13 protein-coding genes are annotated in these 16,660 nt (G+C 51.8%); 5 read left to right on the top strand and 8 right to left on the bottom strand.

The window, feature by feature from the left end:
- Positions 1-154: 154 nt before the first annotated feature.
- Both ACYVIY_RS03930 and ACYVIY_RS03925 read right to left on the bottom strand, forming a co-directional pair.
- On the bottom strand, positions 155-883 hold the full coding sequence (locus ACYVIY_RS03930; protein ID WP_460974967.1) for a porin family protein: 729 nt from the start codon (positions 881-883) through the stop codon (positions 155-157).
- A gap of 161 nt (positions 884-1,044) precedes the next feature.
- Entirely contained in the window at positions 1,045-2,577 is a 1,533-nt protein-coding gene (locus ACYVIY_RS03925; protein ID WP_460974966.1) for a P-loop NTPase family protein, read from the bottom strand.
- A gap of 214 nt (positions 2,578-2,791) precedes the next feature.
- On the opposite strand from ACYVIY_RS03925, the gene ACYVIY_RS03920 reads away from it, so the two are divergent.
- A complete protein-coding gene (locus tag ACYVIY_RS03920) occupies positions 2,792-4,591 on the top strand; it encodes an IPT/TIG domain-containing protein (protein WP_460974965.1) in 1,800 nt (599 codons plus the stop codon).
- A gap of 81 nt (positions 4,592-4,672) precedes the next feature.
- Here the strand turns inward: ACYVIY_RS03920 and ACYVIY_RS03915 are convergent, their stop codons facing one another.
- Positions 4,673-5,611, bottom strand: coding sequence for an NAD(P)-dependent oxidoreductase (locus ACYVIY_RS03915; RefSeq protein WP_460974964.1), 939 nt, complete (start codon positions 5,609-5,611; stop codon positions 4,673-4,675).
- Positions 5,612-5,753: 142 nt separating this feature from the next.
- Here ACYVIY_RS03915 and pdxA point away from each other — a divergent pair, with 142 nt between their 5' ends.
- Together pdxA and ACYVIY_RS03905 are read left to right on the top strand one after the other, a co-directional pair.
- Positions 5,754-7,220 (top strand): 4-hydroxythreonine-4-phosphate dehydrogenase PdxA, encoded by a 1,467-nt coding sequence (gene pdxA, locus ACYVIY_RS03910; RefSeq protein ID WP_460974963.1) that lies wholly within the window; start codon positions 5,754-5,756, stop codon positions 7,218-7,220.
- 63 nt (positions 7,221-7,283) lie between these two features.
- On the top strand, positions 7,284-8,171 hold the full coding sequence (locus ACYVIY_RS03905) for a YicC/YloC family endoribonuclease (RefSeq protein ID WP_460974962.1): 888 nt from the start codon (positions 7,284-7,286) through the stop codon (positions 8,169-8,171).
- 5 nt (positions 8,172-8,176) lie between these two features.
- Here the strand turns inward: ACYVIY_RS03905 and ACYVIY_RS03900 are convergent, their stop codons facing one another.
- The gene (locus ACYVIY_RS03900) at positions 8,177-8,542 is read right to left on the bottom strand and encodes a hypothetical protein (RefSeq protein ID WP_460974961.1); all 366 of its coding nucleotides are present in this window, start codon (positions 8,540-8,542) and stop codon (positions 8,177-8,179) included.
- Between the two features lie 98 nt (positions 8,543-8,640).
- Between ACYVIY_RS03900 and ACYVIY_RS03895 the strand changes: the two genes are divergently transcribed.
- Both ACYVIY_RS03895 and ACYVIY_RS03890 read left to right on the top strand, forming a co-directional pair.
- Positions 8,641-9,276: a DNA-3-methyladenine glycosylase gene (locus tag ACYVIY_RS03895; RefSeq protein WP_460974960.1), complete on the top strand. Its 636-nt coding sequence runs from the start codon at positions 8,641-8,643 to the stop codon at positions 9,274-9,276.
- A gap of 251 nt (positions 9,277-9,527) precedes the next feature.
- Positions 9,528-11,936, top strand: a complete 2,409-nt coding sequence (locus tag ACYVIY_RS03890; protein WP_460974959.1) for a TonB-dependent receptor domain-containing protein — start codon at positions 9,528-9,530, stop codon at positions 11,934-11,936.
- 22 nt (positions 11,937-11,958) lie between these two features.
- Here ACYVIY_RS03890 and ACYVIY_RS03885 read toward each other — a convergent pair whose 3' ends face one another.
- The 4 genes from ACYVIY_RS03885 to ACYVIY_RS03870 form a co-directional block, all read right to left on the bottom strand.
- On the bottom strand, positions 11,959-13,518 hold the full coding sequence (locus ACYVIY_RS03885) for an ABC transporter permease/substrate-binding protein (RefSeq protein ID WP_460974958.1): 1,560 nt from the start codon (positions 13,516-13,518) through the stop codon (positions 11,959-11,961).
- 24 nt (positions 13,519-13,542) lie between these two features.
- Positions 13,543-14,274 (bottom strand): ABC transporter ATP-binding protein, encoded by a 732-nt coding sequence (locus tag ACYVIY_RS03880; protein WP_460974957.1) that lies wholly within the window; start codon positions 14,272-14,274, stop codon positions 13,543-13,545.
- Positions 14,274-14,555, bottom strand: coding sequence for a DUF427 domain-containing protein (locus ACYVIY_RS03875; RefSeq protein WP_460974956.1), 282 nt, complete (start codon positions 14,553-14,555; stop codon positions 14,274-14,276). Before ACYVIY_RS03875 ends, ACYVIY_RS03880 begins: the two co-directional genes overlap by 1 nt.
- Before the next feature lie 109 nt (positions 14,556-14,664).
- On the bottom strand, positions 14,665-16,581 hold the full coding sequence (locus ACYVIY_RS03870) for a CocE/NonD family hydrolase (protein ID WP_460974955.1): 1,917 nt from the start codon (positions 16,579-16,581) through the stop codon (positions 14,665-14,667).
- Positions 16,582-16,660: the final 79 nt, after the last annotated feature.

Here is a 16,660-nt window from a genome sequence, read left to right as displayed (position 1 = left end):
TGATCAGTCCGGTGCGCGATTTTGGGGGTTACTACGTACATGATAATTCAATGGGTGCTACCTGCGATAGCGCCATACAATGTCTTTCTAAATACACAAAAGCAGAATGCCTGGTCCCGCCAGGCATTCTGCTTTTATCTGGAATCAACACTATTTACAAACCTAAAGTCGACAGTTTGATCAAATAGCCTACCGATAACGTAACAACTTTTGTCTTATCGTCGTCACTGGCATTTTTTGCGTTGCTTCCTAATCCATAGTTAAAGCGCGCTTCTACCAAAAGCGAACCGGGCCCTATTGGAGCTGAGGCTCCAACACCGGCTGCAACTCCATAAATTAATCGACCATCTGTATTCTTATCGAACGTCGTTTTCTGCGTGTCCGATTGGGTACCTACGGTGGTCTTCGTTTGAGCACTCAAGCCGTAATAAATAAACGGCCCGGCATTCACAAACAACTGAATGCCGTGACTGAAATCACCAAACGAATATTTCAGCAATACCGGAACCTCAACGACATTAATGGTAGAACCAATCTTAAGCTCCTGGCCTCTGAAATTTCCCTTGTACTGAGACCCTAGCTGGGTATACGAAACCTCCGGCTGGATGGAGAATGACTTGTCAAATGCATAATTGATCACTAAGCCAGCCGTGACACCAGGAGCGTATTGGGCTTTGGCTGAGATTCCCTGTTGATTAACGTCATCACCTTTATCGAGGTATATATTCCCTCCAAGCCGTAGACCAACCGACAAATCCGAACCGATTGAAGACGTTTTGTTATCCGTACTCGCTTCGTTCGCCGAACGGGAAGGCTGAACCCGCTGCGCAGGAGCGATGACGGCAATGAGTAGTAAATGACATATAAGCAGTGTAATCTTCATAACGTCAAACACGAATGATCAAACCTATGGACAGTTGCATTGCGCGACAATACTACGTCTTTCGCTTTTGTATACAATCCCACTAGATAAGACTCATACGATCATAACAAAACAGCACTCTATCTGGAGTGCTGTTTTGTTACAGAAGATGATTTGTCAGCTTAGTACCGATCGTCGTCCTCGTCTTCTTCCTCTTCACCGAATCCGTTGTTAGGATTGAACATGGAGCCAAGCAGATCTTTGAACGACTGGCCCGTATCCATCGCTTTCTTACCAACCAGCGAATGTTCGGCTAGACCGTGCAAGGCAAACTCCATCATGAACAACTTTTCCGATTTGCTCAGGCGTGCGTGAAACTGATCCACTACGTCGTCCAGACCGTCGATTGTTTTCAGACGGGCTTCGTAATCGCGGTTGGTCAGATCATTCAGGATGTCCATCGTATTACCGTCCCCAAACCAGTCGGTGACTTTCTTATACGGATTGCCGCGCTTGTCTTTTTTGGCTTTCTCCGGGTTGGGGAAGTATTGCAGGAACTGATTCCGAATGGCTTTCCCGATCAGGTTCTGGGCCACAATAACGGGGCCTTCAACCTCGCCTTCGTACACCAGCTCCACTTTACCGCAAATGGCCGGCACTACGCCGTACAGATCAGCAATACGTACATAGGTTTCTTTTTCGCCGTTGAGCAGCGAACGTCGTTCGGCCGAAGACAACAGGTTTTCGTAGGCTGAAATCGTCATTCGGGCCGATACGCCACTTTTCGCATCTACGTACTCGCTTTCGCGGGCTTCGAGGGCAATCTGTTCAATCAGGTCAGCAATCAGGTCGTTGGTCTTTACCATGCCTTTCTGCTCGGTCTTCACAATGGCCTCCTGCATGGTGATCTTCTTACCAATCTCGATCGACTTTGGATAGTGCGTAACGATCTGCGAATCAATCCGGTCTTTCAGGGGCGTTACGATGCTGCCCCGGTTCGTATAATCTTCCGGGTTAGCCGTAAACACGAACTGAATGTCGAGCGGCAGCCGAAGCTTGAATCCCCGAATCTGGATGTCGCCTTCCTGAAGGATATTAAACAAAGATACCTGAATACGGGCCTGCAAATCGGGCAACTCATTGATGACGAAGATACAGCGGTGCGAGCGGGGAATCAGGCCGAAGTGAATGGTCCGTTCGTCCGAGTACGGCAACTTTAGCGTAGCGGCTTTGATCGGGTCAACGTCCCCAATAAGGTCGGCGACCGATACGTCGGGCGTTGCGAGCTTTTCGGTATACCGGTCGTTCCGATGCATCCAGGCGATTGGGGTCTGATCGCCTTTCTCGGCAATCACATCCAGCGCGTAGCGAGACAGCGGCTGTAGGGGGTCGTCGTTCAGTTCCGACCCGGCCACTACCGGAATGTATTCGTCTAATAAATTGACCATTAACCGGGCGATCCGGGTTTTCGCCTGCCCACGCAACCCCAGCAGGTTGATGTGGTGCATGGACAAAATGGCCCGTTCTACGTCCGGAATTACGGTATCTTCGTAGCCCCAGATACCCGGAAAAACAACTTCTTTCTCTTTGATTCGGTCAATCAGGTTGTCCCGCAATTCCTGCTTGATTGAGCGGGGTTCGTACCCGGCGGCTTTTAACTCGCCAAGCGTAGTGATCGTCAATAATTTTGATGATTTCAGGCTGCGGTAGTTCATTGGGCGTTTTTGAGTGTATAATGGCTGATGTAACGTATACGATAGAGGCCTACTTGTGCGTATGTATTAGACATCACAACGGCACTGCAGGTGGTTACATCGTCCATTAAACCTAACAGGCTTTCGAAAGAAATGGTTTTTAGACAGCCAAAATGACTAATTTTACCCTTCCTCTACGAATGTCTGCGCCCGCTGCCGGTTGCTTCTGCCGTTTATGAAATCGACTTTACCTCTTTTTATCACGTTCCTTTTTCTCATCAGTTTGTCGGGCTGCCGCATTCAGAAGAGCCCACCCGAATTAACCGGATTAACACCCAGACAGGCATTCGTTGACCAGCCCGTTACGTTAAATGGGTATCAATTTGGCAAGTCGCCCGTAGTCACGTTTGGGTCAGCCGGTTCAGCCGTAACGGCCAAAGTCGCCAGCAGCGACGACAACACCATCCGGGTACTGGTCCCGCTGGTGCCGCCGGGCTCTACACAGGTGCGGGTGCAAACCGACGAAGGGTTGTCGGACCCGCTTCCATTTATGGTTCAGCAGCCAGCACCGGCGATAGCCGGCATAAACCCTGGCAACGGCCTACCGGGCACAACCGTTGAACTCACGGGCGCCTACCTCAACCAAGTCAAATCAATCAAGTTCGCCGGGATTAATGCAACCGTAAAAGACAGCTCTGCCCAAAAGCTGACGGTTGTCGTCCCTGCTACCGTACCGCGCGGCTCTATTGGGGTCAATGTTGAAACGGCGGGGGGTGTCGTTTCGGGGAGCTTTATCGTTGCCGGAACGCCCCAGATCACCAGTATATCGCCTAAACAGGCAAAACCGGGTGCGGAACTCACTATTCAGGGCACCAACCTGCTGGACGCCGTAGTTTATATCAACGAGTTAGGTACCGACCGGACCCAGACAACCATAAAAGACAACGAAATCCGGACGATGATCCCGACGAATGCCAAGTCGGGCCGGGTAACGGTCAGGGTGTTTGAGAAGCTGGTGGCAGTCAGCACCGATAGCGTGCAAATTATCCAGCGGCCTGCCATTGCCAACCTGAGCAGCCGCGATGGGGTGGCCGGGGATAAACTGATTCTGACGGGCGAGAGCCTGCGGGACGTAACGTCGGTCACGTTTGGTGCTACGTCGGTTAACTTCCGCGTTCTAAGTGATACGCAGATTGAAGCCACCGTACCAGCCTTTACAACATCGGGCAACGTAACAATATCGGCAACCAGCGTAGGCGGTGTGGCTACGGCCGCCGATCCGTTCTTTTTCTATTTAGCGCCGAGCAACATTTCGGTTAACCTCGCCCGGCAATTACGTGGTCGGCCCATCAGCATTACCGGGCAAAACCTGTATCGCATCCAGGAAGTACGCATTGGTGCCATCGCTGTTCCAATCACCGACCGCGTCGAAGGGACTCAGTTGCTGGTGAACGTACCGACGAACGGGGTTAGCGGCCCGGTTACGGTGGTTAACCGCGCTGGCTCAGCCACGACAGCCCGGCCGCTAGTGGTGGTGCAGAACCCGGTTGTTACCGATATTATTCCGGCCAGAGCTCGTTTGGGTGAGCGCGTTGTTTTACGGGGTGACTTTTTACTCGATGCCCAGATTTTCTTTACGGGCACCAATGTACCGGCCGTTGATGCGGGAAAAAACGAAGATACCGAGCGTTGGGTACTGGTGCCGAACGATGCCCAGACAGGTCCGCTACGTATTGTGAATGCGACAAACGACGGAGTTCTGACAACGCCATTTACGGTGTTACGGTTGCCGTCGGGCCTGGATTACACGCCTAAATCAGCCAAAATTGGCGAGGATATTGTGATAACGGGCCAAAATCTGGCTTCCATTCAGGCCGTACGCTTTAGCAGTGGCTCGTCTGTACCCGCCACGTTCATTGTTAATGGCAACTCATTGATCGTTACGGTACCGGTCGGAGCGGCTACGGGGCAGATCTGCTTAACCAATGAAGCCGGTACGGCCTGCACAACCTCAAACTTTACGGTGTTCAAATAGCCAGAACAGCAACGGCCGGCTCCTCTCTTCTACTGGAAAAGAGGAGCCGGCCGTTGCTGTAAGAGTACTATTGAACTGATATTACATCGCCTTCAACTGCCTGACCAGCACTTCATTGATCCGGACGTAGCTTTCGTGCGTCCATCCCGCTACGTGTGGAGTTAGGATAACTCGGTCCGACTGGCGCAAGTAGTCGAAAGCCGTTTGCTGCTCGGGGGTTAGCTTGTTCAGTTTTTCGTTTTCGAGCACATCCAGACAGGCCCCGCGAAGCCTACCGCTTTCCAGTCCCCGCACAACGGCCGACAGCGACGCGATTTCGCCCCGTGCGATGTTGATCAGGTAAACAGGTTTTGCTAGCTGTTCAATGAACGTATCGTTGATCATCATCCGTGATCCATCCGTCAGCGGAATGTGCAGGCTCAGGACGTCGGCTTCAGCCATTAACTGCGCCATTGTCGCTTCCTGGGCCCACTCGTCGCCATAGTTCGTCAGGTATTTGTCGTAGGTCAGTACCCGGCAACCGAAACCACTCAACCGCCGAGCCGTAGCGCGGCCATTGTTACCGTATCCGACAATGCCCACCGTCAGGCTACCAAGTTCATAGCCCCGGTTACCTTCCCGATCCCAGATACCCTGTCTCACCTCGCGGTCGGCTTTGAGGATATTCGCCATCAAGGCCAGCAGCATCCCCACTACGTGTTCAGCAACCGCATCGCGATTGCCCTCTCCGGCGTGAAAAACGGCAATGTTTCGCTGTTCGGTGGCTTCTAAATCAATAAGGTCTAAGCCAGCGCCCGCCCGCCCGATGTAGCGAAGGTTAGGAGCCTGGGCCAGCAGTTCTTCATCGACCGTAGTCTTACTGCGAATGATCAGTCCTTCAAATGGATAAAGTTGTTCGAGCAAACCGGCCCGCGTAATTTTAGGTTGATACGTATAGGTAAAGCCAGCTTCGTCGAGCATGGCAAACAGCGACGGGTGCATTTCGTCGGCAATCAGAATGAGGGGCTGATTCTGGGACATCCGTTGGGTTTTTGTAACTTGCAGCTATTGTGAATGAACGATGGATACCGAACAATGGCTTGATTCGTTGGTTGTAAGCCCGTTCATTATTTACTCGCCATTATACATCACGAGTACGAACTGGCGAAACTACTAAAAGTACATGGAACAACGCGAACCAGAAGGATCGAACGAAGCGCGCGTGGCCCCGCCAACGGGACCTCAGCCTGACCATACCCCCCCTACCGCTACCCAATCACCGGTTCCGCAGCAGGCCAATTCACCCGGAAATGGTCAGCGAGGGAACAACCAGCGCGAGAACCGGCAACCCAATAATCGGAACGAAACGAATCGCAACGGACGTAACGAGGTATCCGGTCAACGCGACCCCAACCAGCGGACGTTCAGTCAACGGGATAATAATCAGCGTCAGAACCGGAACGATACGCCCCCCAACAAGAACCCGTCGCCAGCCAATGACCGCGAGCGATCTCAGGGAAACCGCGAGCGGAATCCGCCTGACCGCGACAGTAAGCCAGAGATCGCTGCCGTACGCGACTCCGGTGACCAGGGCGGTCAGGGGTTGGATAACACGAGCCGTGACGAGCGCCTGGTTATCGGCATATCGCTTGGTGATTACAACGGCATTGGCCCCGAGGTAATCCTGAAAGCGTTGCAGTATAATCGTCTGCAAAAGATCTGTACGCCCGTCATTTACGGCTCCATGCGCGTACTGAACCGCTACCGCAATCTGCTGAACTTCAAAGACTGGAACCTGAACGGGGCTCAGACCATTCATCAGATTAGCCACAAGATGACGAACGTAATTACGTGCTGGCCGGATCAGAATCAGGACATTCAGCCGGGTCAGGTAACGCCGGAGGCAGGCCAGGCCGCTTTCGCCTGTTTGCAGCGCGCGGTTGACGATCTGAAGGCCGGCAAACTGGATGCGCTGGTTACGGCTCCGATCAACAAATACAATATTCAATCCGAGGAGTTCAAATTTCCGGGACATACCGAATACCTCGCGCAAGAGTTCGACGTAGCGGATAACCTGATGTTCATGGTCAGCGAGCGCCTACGGGTTGGCGTGGTAACGGGGCACGTACCGCTGGGGCGCGTCCGGCAACACGTTACGCGTGACCGTATTACCCAAAAACTGTCCCTGATGATGCAGTCGCTGAGGCAGGATTTTGGGATCGAAAAACCAAAAATTGCGGTGCTGGGCTTAAATCCGCACGCAGGTGAAGAAGGACTACTGGGCGATGAAGAGCAGGAGATCATCAAGCCGCTGCTGGCCGACTGGAAAAACAAGGGTCATCTGGTTTTTGGCCCCTACCCCGCCGATGGCTTTTTCGGGACGCGGGGCTACACCAAGTTCGATGCCGTATTGGCTATGTATCACGACCAGGGCTTGATTCCGTTCAAATCCATTGCATTTGAAGAAGGAGTTAACTTCACTGCGGGCATGCCCGTCGTGCGTACCTCCCCCGACCATGGTACCGCGTATAATATTGCGGGCAAAAACCTGGCTGATGAAACGTCTATGTTACAGGCCATTTACACTGCCGTCGACGTAGCGCGTCAACGAAAAGAATACGCCGAACTGGAAGCAAATGCTCTTAAATAAGTTACAGAGTTATAAATGCACCTTATAATTCGATAACATTTCGACCGTATAACTCGATAACTCATGCTTAAATCAATGACTGGCTTCGGCAACGCAACTGTAGAGGCCGCTGGCCTGTCGGTGACGGCCGAGGTCAAAACCCTTAACTCGAAATTTCTCGACATCTACTGCCGGATTCCGCGTCAGTTTTCGGATAAAGAGATTGAGCTTCGGGCCTTGCTCACCCAACAACTGGAACGCGGTAAGGTCGAATTATCGCTCAATCTGACCCGTACCAGCGCCATTCGGCCGGGGGTGACTATCAATCGCCCTCTGGTAGCGGCTTACGTGAGTGATCTTAAGGAAACGGCGAATAGCATGCTGATGAGCGTTTCGGACAGCGACGTACTGCAACTGGCTCTGCAGCAACCCAATGCGTACGTATCGGAATCCGCTGACCCTTCGGCCGACGCTTCGGACTGGACAACCATACAGGCGGCCGTTCAGGAAGCCATCCGGCGTTGCGACGAATTCCGCAGACAGGACGGTGCCGTGCTGGAAAGCAAGTTTCAGGAGTATATCAAAACCATCAGCGACCGGCTGGCCGATATTGAAGAGCAGGACGTACGGCGGATTCCGGCGGTGCGCGACCGGATGCGGAATAGTGTCAGAGAGTTACTGGAGAGCGAAACCTTCGATCAGAACCGCTTTGAGCAGGAGCTGGTCTACTACGTCGAGAAATTCGATATTTCGGAAGAGAAGGTTCGACTTAAGAATCACCTGAGCTACTTTCTGGAAGTGCTATCAACCGAAGAAGCCAACGGCAAGAAGCTCAACTTCATCTCGCAGGAAATTGGCCGGGAGATCAACACCATCGGCTCAAAAGCAAACGACGCAGCCATTCAGCGCTTCGTGGTCCAGATGAAAGATGAGCTGGAGAAGATCAAGGAGCAAACGATGAACGTCATTTAGTCTTGTTATCGACGGCGTATGGCCGTCAACTGCAGCTTATAGGCCTTATACGCTGGCTCTGGTTTGTCGCCAGGGCCAGGCGTATACACCTGCACCTGCTCATCAAGCCGTCTGCCGCTAACGACTACCGACAGGCGATTATTCACGTAGGCTTCCGGTACGGCTCTTATCTTCAGCGAGTCGGGCATGTTTTCTACGTGAAACACAACCGTTTCCGTGTTCAGAATGTACTGCTCGCAGCCGCGCGAACACGAAACCAGTTCGATTTCGGCGGCCTGATTTGTGAATGTGTCGGGCAACACTTCGTCGGGCGCGCAGCCCAACAGCCCCCAGAAACCGACCTGAGCCAGCATAACCAGTACGCCCTTCATAGCCTGTTTGTAGTTGATGGTATGTTTTTGATAAACCAATGAACAGTCTGCGGTCAAGTTTGTTTGATAAGCCAGTGATTTGATTGGACGACGAGCGAATGAACAAACTACCTGCCGACTTTTACCAAACCCACGATACGTTAACGCTGGCTCAATTGCTACTGGGCTGCGAACTGGTTCACGAAAGTCCGGAGGGCACTACGGCGGGCATCATTGTCGAAACCGAAGGCTACATAACCGGCGACCCCGCCTGCCACGCCTATCGCCGGAAAACACCCCGCAATGCGGCTATGTTCGGAACAGCCGGTACGTTGTATGTTTATCAAATCTATAATCATTACCACTGCATCAACGTCGTAACCGGACCTGAAGACGTAGGCGAAGCGGTACTCATCCGGGCGATTGAACCTACCGAAGGTGTTGAGTTAATGGCTTTACGACGTAACGAAGCCTTCAAAACCGGGTTCGAGCGCTACCGCAACAACACCATTGACCCGGAAACACCGGCCGGTTTCCGCAACCTGTGCAACGGCCCCGGCAAGCTGGTGATCTCGATGGGTATCAACCGGCATGACCACAATTTTTCGTCGCTTACGAACGGCCCAATTTTTATTCGACCAACGGTGCTGCACGACTTTGAGATGGTCACGACAACCCGCATCGGCCTAACCCACGGCACCGACCTCCCCTACCGATATTACGTAAAAGGCAACCGGTTTGTAAGCAAGTTGTAACGTCAGTCCAGTTGATATGCGTGCAACCCCTTCGTTAAGAGCAGGTTATATCCAAGTACCTTTTGGGCCTAATTAGAGTCCTTTCACTACGTCTTGGGCATATTCTCTGAGAATTGACCTCGCCCGCAGAAAACTACTCAAGCACAACTAACGCAAGTGCGTGCAACGTTTCTCTACAACCTGTGTCGTTAGCCTGAATGAATCTCCTTCACTAGCTAACAACAAATACATCCGCTAACCAGCCAACCCCCATGAAATCTTTTCTACTTGCGCTGCTCGCGTTCGCGTCGAGCACAGGCTTCGTATTGGCTCAGCAATCCAGAATTTCCGGCTTACTGCTTGATTCCACGGCTAACAAACCCGTGGAATTTGCCACGGCCGCGCTCCTGAAATCCGGCAAAATTGTGCAGGGAACCACCGCCGATGCGACCGGAAAATTCGTTTTCTCGAAAGTCGACGCGGGCACGTACAGCGTTCAGATCTCGTTCGTCGGCTATACCTCGAAAACAATCAATAATGTCACGGTCGCAGCCGGGCAGGATGTAGAAGTCGGCGTTATCAAACTGGCCCAGACAATGCAGAAACTGGCCGAAGTAACGGTAACCGACCAGAAGTCCTTATTCGAAGAAAAGTCGGACCGGATGGTCTACAATGCTGAAAAAGACATCAGCATCAAAGGGGGCGACGCTACAGACGTATTAAAGAAGATTCCGTCGATAGCCGTTGATATTGAGGGTAATGTGCAGCTTCGGGGTAGTTCCAATATTAAGGTGTTAATCAACAACAAACCGTCCAGCATTGTTGCCCGCAGCATTTCGGATGCGTTGAAACAGATTCCCGCCGATATCATAAAACAGATCGAAGTCATTACGTCACCATCGGCCAAATACGATGCAGAAGGTACGGCCGGCATCATCAACATCATTACCAAGAAAAATGCGCTGCAAGGAACCAGCGGCTCCATTAGTCCTAACTTCGGCCAGTGGAACAACTGGCCGAACGCCAGCATCAACCACCGGATGAAAAGCGTCACGATCTCGGCCAACGGTGGTTTCAGCGACTGGAAAAACAAACGGTACATACGGCTTCTGCGGTCGTTCACGAACGAAGGCGTTGTCACCAATCAGGACCAGACGCAATGGGTACAGGGCAACGGGAAGAATTTTTACGGCACCCTCAATGTGGACTGGGACATTGACTCCCTGAATCGGATCGGGACAGGCTTAAATTACTACGACGGGGCCAATACCAACGGCTTCGATATCAACTTCGAGGAGAGTAGCCGGGGGATGGTCAACCAGTTTTTCCGCCGGGACATGAGCCGCACCTACGACTGGTCCGGGGCCACGCTTAATCTGGATTATACCCGACTCTTTAAGAAGCCGAAAAAAGAACTCACCTTCCTGATGCTGTACTCGTTCGAGGGCGAAGACAGTAATTATGGCTCTACATTGTTAAACCGGGCTAATTCGCCTTACTACCGCGAAAAGAGCTATAACATCAGCAACAATAAAGAAGGCACCATTCAACTCGATTTCACTAATCCGCTGGATAGCGTAAGTAAGCTTGAACTGGGCACCAAAGCAATCTTCCGGCAAATTTTAAGCGATTACCGAATAGCCAGTGCTGCCGATGGGTCCACTACGTTTACGGATCAACCGGCCCTGGCCAACGTATTCGATTACGCCCAGCAGGTGGCCTCTGCCTACATAGTGTACAGCCGCACACCCAAGAAAAACTGGGGATTGAACCTCGGTGCCCGCTACGAACACACGTTTATTCAGGCCAACTTCCTGAACGGAACCGCCCCATTCTCGAATACGTACGGCAATCTGATCCCGAGCATCAGCCTGTCGCGTAGTCTGAAAAAAGAGCAGCAAATCCGGTTGAATTACTCGCAACGTATTCAACGGCCCCAGTTCTTTTATCTGAATCCCTACATAAATCAGGCGGATTCCAAGAATCTGTATGGTGGTAACCCTTACCTGAAACCTGAGTTAACGCATTCTATCGAAGCTAATTACAGCATTTCCATTAAGCAAACGAGCCTGAACGCTTCGTTCTTTCTGCGCCAGACCAACAACGCCATCGAAAGCGTAAATACCGTCAATAGTGAGGGGGTTCTCCTGCAAGTGTTCCAGAACGTAGCGCAGAATTCGGCCTACGGTGTCAACCTGAGCGCCAATACGAAACTGCTTAAACAGTGGTCGGTCAATGGATCGGTTAACCTGTTTTACAGCGTACTGGAAAGCGCCGAGCTAAAAACGCGGAACGAGGACTGGATGTACCGAATCAACCTCAACTCGACAATCGACTTTGGCAAAGGGATCAAGGCCCAGCTTTTCGGCTTCTACAACTCGGCCAGGGTGAACTTGCAGGGGACATACGGAGGATTTGGTTTCTACAACATCGTGCTGCAAAAAGAGGTCCTGAAGAAAAAAGGTACAATCGGCTTTGGCTACGACAATCCGTTCAGCGAAACCATCAACTGGCGGAATGATTTCGTCGGTCCCAATTTTGTGCAAACACAGGACGTAGCCATGTACCGTCGGGGCTGGCGGCTCAACTTAAAGTACGAATTTGGAAAGATGAACGGCAGCCAACGCCAGAAGAAAAAGATCAGTAACGACGATAAAAAATCGGGTGAAGGCAACAACTAACGCGCGGTAGAACGCGGTACGTCTATTTTGACCGTAAATATCGAGCCAGATCAGCAATTGATTCTATGCCCAACGCATTGGCTTGCTTACGTCGCATCATCAGGCAGTAACTATTGCCGAAGCCTAATGGGCGTTGCCAGAGCAAACTGTATTGTTTCATAAAGGCATCTTTAACGAACGCATACACGGAATCCGATTGCATAGGCAAACGTTGAAGCGTGTTGGCGGGCGGTTGCAAAATGACCAGTAAACCCGTTCCTGTGTATTCGGGGTAAAAGTCGATAGCCCCCGTACGGAGCGCGTCGAAGCATATTTGCGTACCGCCAAGCCCCGTGCGCGACGCAACGCGGAGACGTGTATGGCCTTCGATAAGCTGCCGGTAAATCTCGGCCAGAATGTACTGTTCCGTAAATACCTTTGACCCCATGACAATCGTCTCGGAGCGATCACCTGGTTGAGAACTTCGGTATAAACCGACGGCTTTCAGATACGTATGGGCAATGCTTTCTGGCGATTGGTGGAGATAGTCCGCCTGGTAATTGAGCGCCGTCATGACGGAATCGGTTAACTTGCCCGCCAGTAAATTAAGCGTCGGGCCTAACTCCGGGTGGCGCGTAAGCGTTGCCTGCCGCACAACCGGAGCGGCCTCATAGGGTGGAAACGCATGTCGATCATCGTTCAGGACAACCAGATCAAAGGCTTTGATACGTCCATCAGTGGAGTAGCCGCTAATAATGTCGACCTGCTCACGACGAATGGCCTCATACATCAGGTTCTGGTCGATCAGTCGAGGGCGTAGTTGCAGGCCGTATGTTTTCTGCAAACCTGGGTATCCGTCGGCGCGACCGTAAAATTCATGGGCAAATCCGGCAACGAGCTTATCAGTACGTCCCGGCAGTAGGTAGAAAGCCGACAAGAAAGGAACGAGAGCAACAAAGGTAATAGCGCTTATGCGTAACCTGCGACCAGACAGTTTTTGCAATCTGGCTAAGCCAAAATCAAAGCCAACGGCCAGTAAAGCTGCAGGAATGGCTCCTGCCAACATCATGTTGACATTGCTCAGTGCGATACCGCCAAAGATAAACTCACCTAATCCACCAGCTGCTACGTAAGCCGCTAAGGTCGCTACGCCTACGTTGATGACCGTTGCCGTTCGAACACCGGCAAAGATTACGGGTAACGCTAGAGGCAGCTTTACCTTTGTTAAGACTTGTCTGTCAGTCATACCAACCCCCTGCGCGGCTTCTACAATGGCGGGACTCACTTCGGTGATACCGACATACGTGTTCCTAATGATCGGCAGGAGCGCGTACAAGAACAGAGCGACTAGTGCTGGTCCAACGCCAATTCCCAGCAAGGGGATCAGAAAACCCAGTAAGGCGACACTCGGCACGGTTTGCAGCACCCCTGCCACGCCCAGCACGCTACTCGCCAACCGTTTCTGACGCGCGATCAGAATACCCAACGGCACACCGATCAGTAAGGCAAACAGCAACGACACAAACGTTAACCCGATATGGGTCAGCGTTTGCTCCAGCAACTTATCAGATTGGTCACGGACGAAAGCGAAGAAATCGGTCATGGGTGAGGCAGTCAGCGTAACAAGTTACTTGAATCGTTGTGGCTGCTCATCCAGGAAATCGCGAACGAAATCAGTAGCCGGGCTATTCAGTAGTTCATCGGGCCGCCCGATCTGAACAATACGTCCCTTATCCATCAACGCGATCCGATCAGCTAGTTCGAGAGCTTCGTTTACATCGTGGGTAACCAGCACAACCGTTGTTTCTTTCAACTCATTCAGGCTAAACAATTCGCGACGAACATGCCGACGCGTAAATGGGTCGAGCGCCCCAAACGGCTCATCCATCAGCACTACGGGCGGACGGGCCGCCAGCGCCCTGGCTAACCCTACCCGTTGCCGTTGTCCACCACTCAGTTCAGCGGGGTAACGATTTAACACGGTTTCGGGCAACCGAAGCGTTTTGATTAGTTCAACCGTTCGCTGTCGAATTGCATCCTTATCCCACCCGAGCAGTTTAGGTACAGTTGCAACGGCTTCGGCAATGGTGTAATGGGGAAAAAGGCCCCCGTCCTGAATAACGTAGCCAATACGGCGACGCAAATCAGGACCGTATTGACTACGCACATCTGTACCATCGACGAATACCGAGCCGCTGCTTGGCTCAATCAATCGGTTGATCATCTTGAGCGTAGTGGTCTTGCCGCAACCGCTCGTCCCCAGCAAGACCAGCGTTTCACCCGACTCTACGGTAAACGAAACATCGTCAACAGCCGTATGCGTCGAAAAGCGTTTGGTCAGGTTACGTATGTCGATCATCAGGGCGTTACTTGTACACCTTTCCAGAAAGCAACCCGGTCTTTGATCTGGCTGGCGGCTGGTTTCGGATCGGGATAATACCAGGCAGCGTCCGGATTGGCTTTGCCATCTACGTTTAACGAGTAATACGACGCCAACCCTTTCCAGGGACAAGTTGTGTGCGTTGCGCTGTCGGTCAGGTATTCCGGGTTAACCGCTTCTTTAGGAAAATAATGGTTATTTTCAACGACGACCGTATCGGCGCTTTCGGCAATAACCTGACCATTCCAGATTGCTTTCATAACATGTATAGTTTTGAGTTGTGACTCTGATAACGTTTTGTGTCATCCCTCGTATCTCGGGATGACACAAAAGTGCTTTAGTTCTACATCGAAATAAGCATAACCGCCCCTACTTCAACACCTGAACTTCAATTACTGAATTATCGTACACCCGGTGCGTAGCCTTCTGAAAATCGTCGGCGTTGGCGTTGAAGATGTTGTCGACGTATTTCTGCGGATTCCGGTCGATGAGCGGGAACCACGTACTCTGCACCTGGATCATCACGCGATGCCCTTTCTTGAACGTATGCAAGACATCCTGCAACCGGAACGTAACATCCGTAACCTCACCTGACTTAAAGGGTTCAGGCTTCTCGAACGAATTACGAAAGCGCCCGCGCATCGCTTCCGAACGTACCATCTGCTGATAGTTACCCAGCGTAATGTTTTTGTTCGGCATGTACGCATGGTTGGGTTCGTTAGGCGGGTAGACATCAATCAGCTTCACAACCCAGTCGGCATCCGTACCGGTGGTGCTCACTTTCAGTTTCGCTGTTATTTCTCCGCCCAGGGTTAGATCTTCGGTAAGTACATCGGTTTGGAATGTCAGCACATCCGGGCGACGACCGGCAAAGCGCTGATCTTCGGACATGTAATTGAACGGCGTAAAGCCCTGCGTTGTGGTGATGTCTTCGGTGTAAGGCACCGGTTTCATAGGGTCGCTGATAAACTCAGAATAAGCACTTCCACCGCCCTGCTGCGCCAGTTGACCATTGGCCGCTAAGTGATACTGAACTGTCTGTGCGTTGGCAGCTGGCCATTTGTCGAATGTCCGCCATTCGTTTCGGCCGGTATTGAACAGATACGCTTCGGGCAGGCCCGTTTTGCCATCGCCCGCTCCCTTCAGGAAGTGATTGAAGAACTTGGCTTCAATGTTACGTTGATAGAATGTTGCGATGCTGTCGCCAAAGTAGATGTTGCTGTGCAGGGTATGCCCTGTTTCGCGCGACCAGCGACCATGCCCGAACGGGCCCATTACCAAAGTGTTATACGTACCGGGGTTGTTCTTTTCTACCGTTTTGTAGATGTTCAATGGCCCGTAGAGATCCTCGGCATCGAACCAGCCACCGACCGTCATTACCGCTGGTTTGATGTTTTTCAGATGAGGGATAATACTCCTTTTCTGCCAAAACTCGTCGTAGTTCGGGTGCTCTACGGTTTCCTGCCAGTAAAAATTATCCTTGTAATACTTGTCGGCATTCTTTAGCGGGCCTAAATCATACTGCCACTGAAACCCATCTTTCGAGCCGGTCTGAATCATCTGGTTGTTATACCAGGCCTGCGTAGTGGGTTGTGGGTGCTGAACGCCGAATACCGGGAAGGTGAACAGATACGCCTGAATAAAAGCGCCATTATGATGGAAATCATCGAAGAAAAAGTCAGAAACCGGAGCCTGGGGCGATGACGCTTTCAGAGCCGGGTGAGCCGCAACGGCCCCCGCAATCGTGTAAAAACCCGGATAGCTAATGCCCCACTGCCCAACGCGCCCATTGTTGTTCGCTACGTTCTTCAGGAGCCACTCGATGGTATCGTACGTATCGGAACTTTCATCAACCAAGACTGGGCCTGTTGCTTTAGCCGACTTCTTTTTGTCTTTGGCGGCTGTAACGGGTTGTTGGTCGGTGACGGTGGGCGTCATGTTCGTCCAGGTTCCTTCCGATGCCCAGCGGCCACGTACATCCTGATACACCACGATGTATTTGTCGCGCATGAGCGTAGCAGACGGTCCTACTTGGTTAGCGTAGGCATCGGGTCCGTACGGGGCTACGCTATAGCACGTCCGCTGCATGATGAACGGATATTTGTTAGTCGGCGATGCGTCTTTGGGTACGTAAACGGCCGTGTGGAGCTTTACCCCATCGCGCATCGGAATTTTGTATTCGTACTTCTGGTAGTTCTCACGGACGAAGTTGCCAGCGGGCTGATTCTGCGCCTGAGCCGAAACCGTCGCAACAACCGCGATTAGGCAGTAAAGCCAATTTTTCATGCTGTTAATGAATTAGGGATTGGTATAAACAGCTGTAAATATAGCGGTCGGGCAAATCCTTTACGCACAAAAAACGCCT

This window comes from Spirosoma knui (assembly GCF_054780635.1).
Note: the sequence above shows the minus strand (reverse complement) of the source record. Positions and strands in the feature narration are given on the sequence as shown.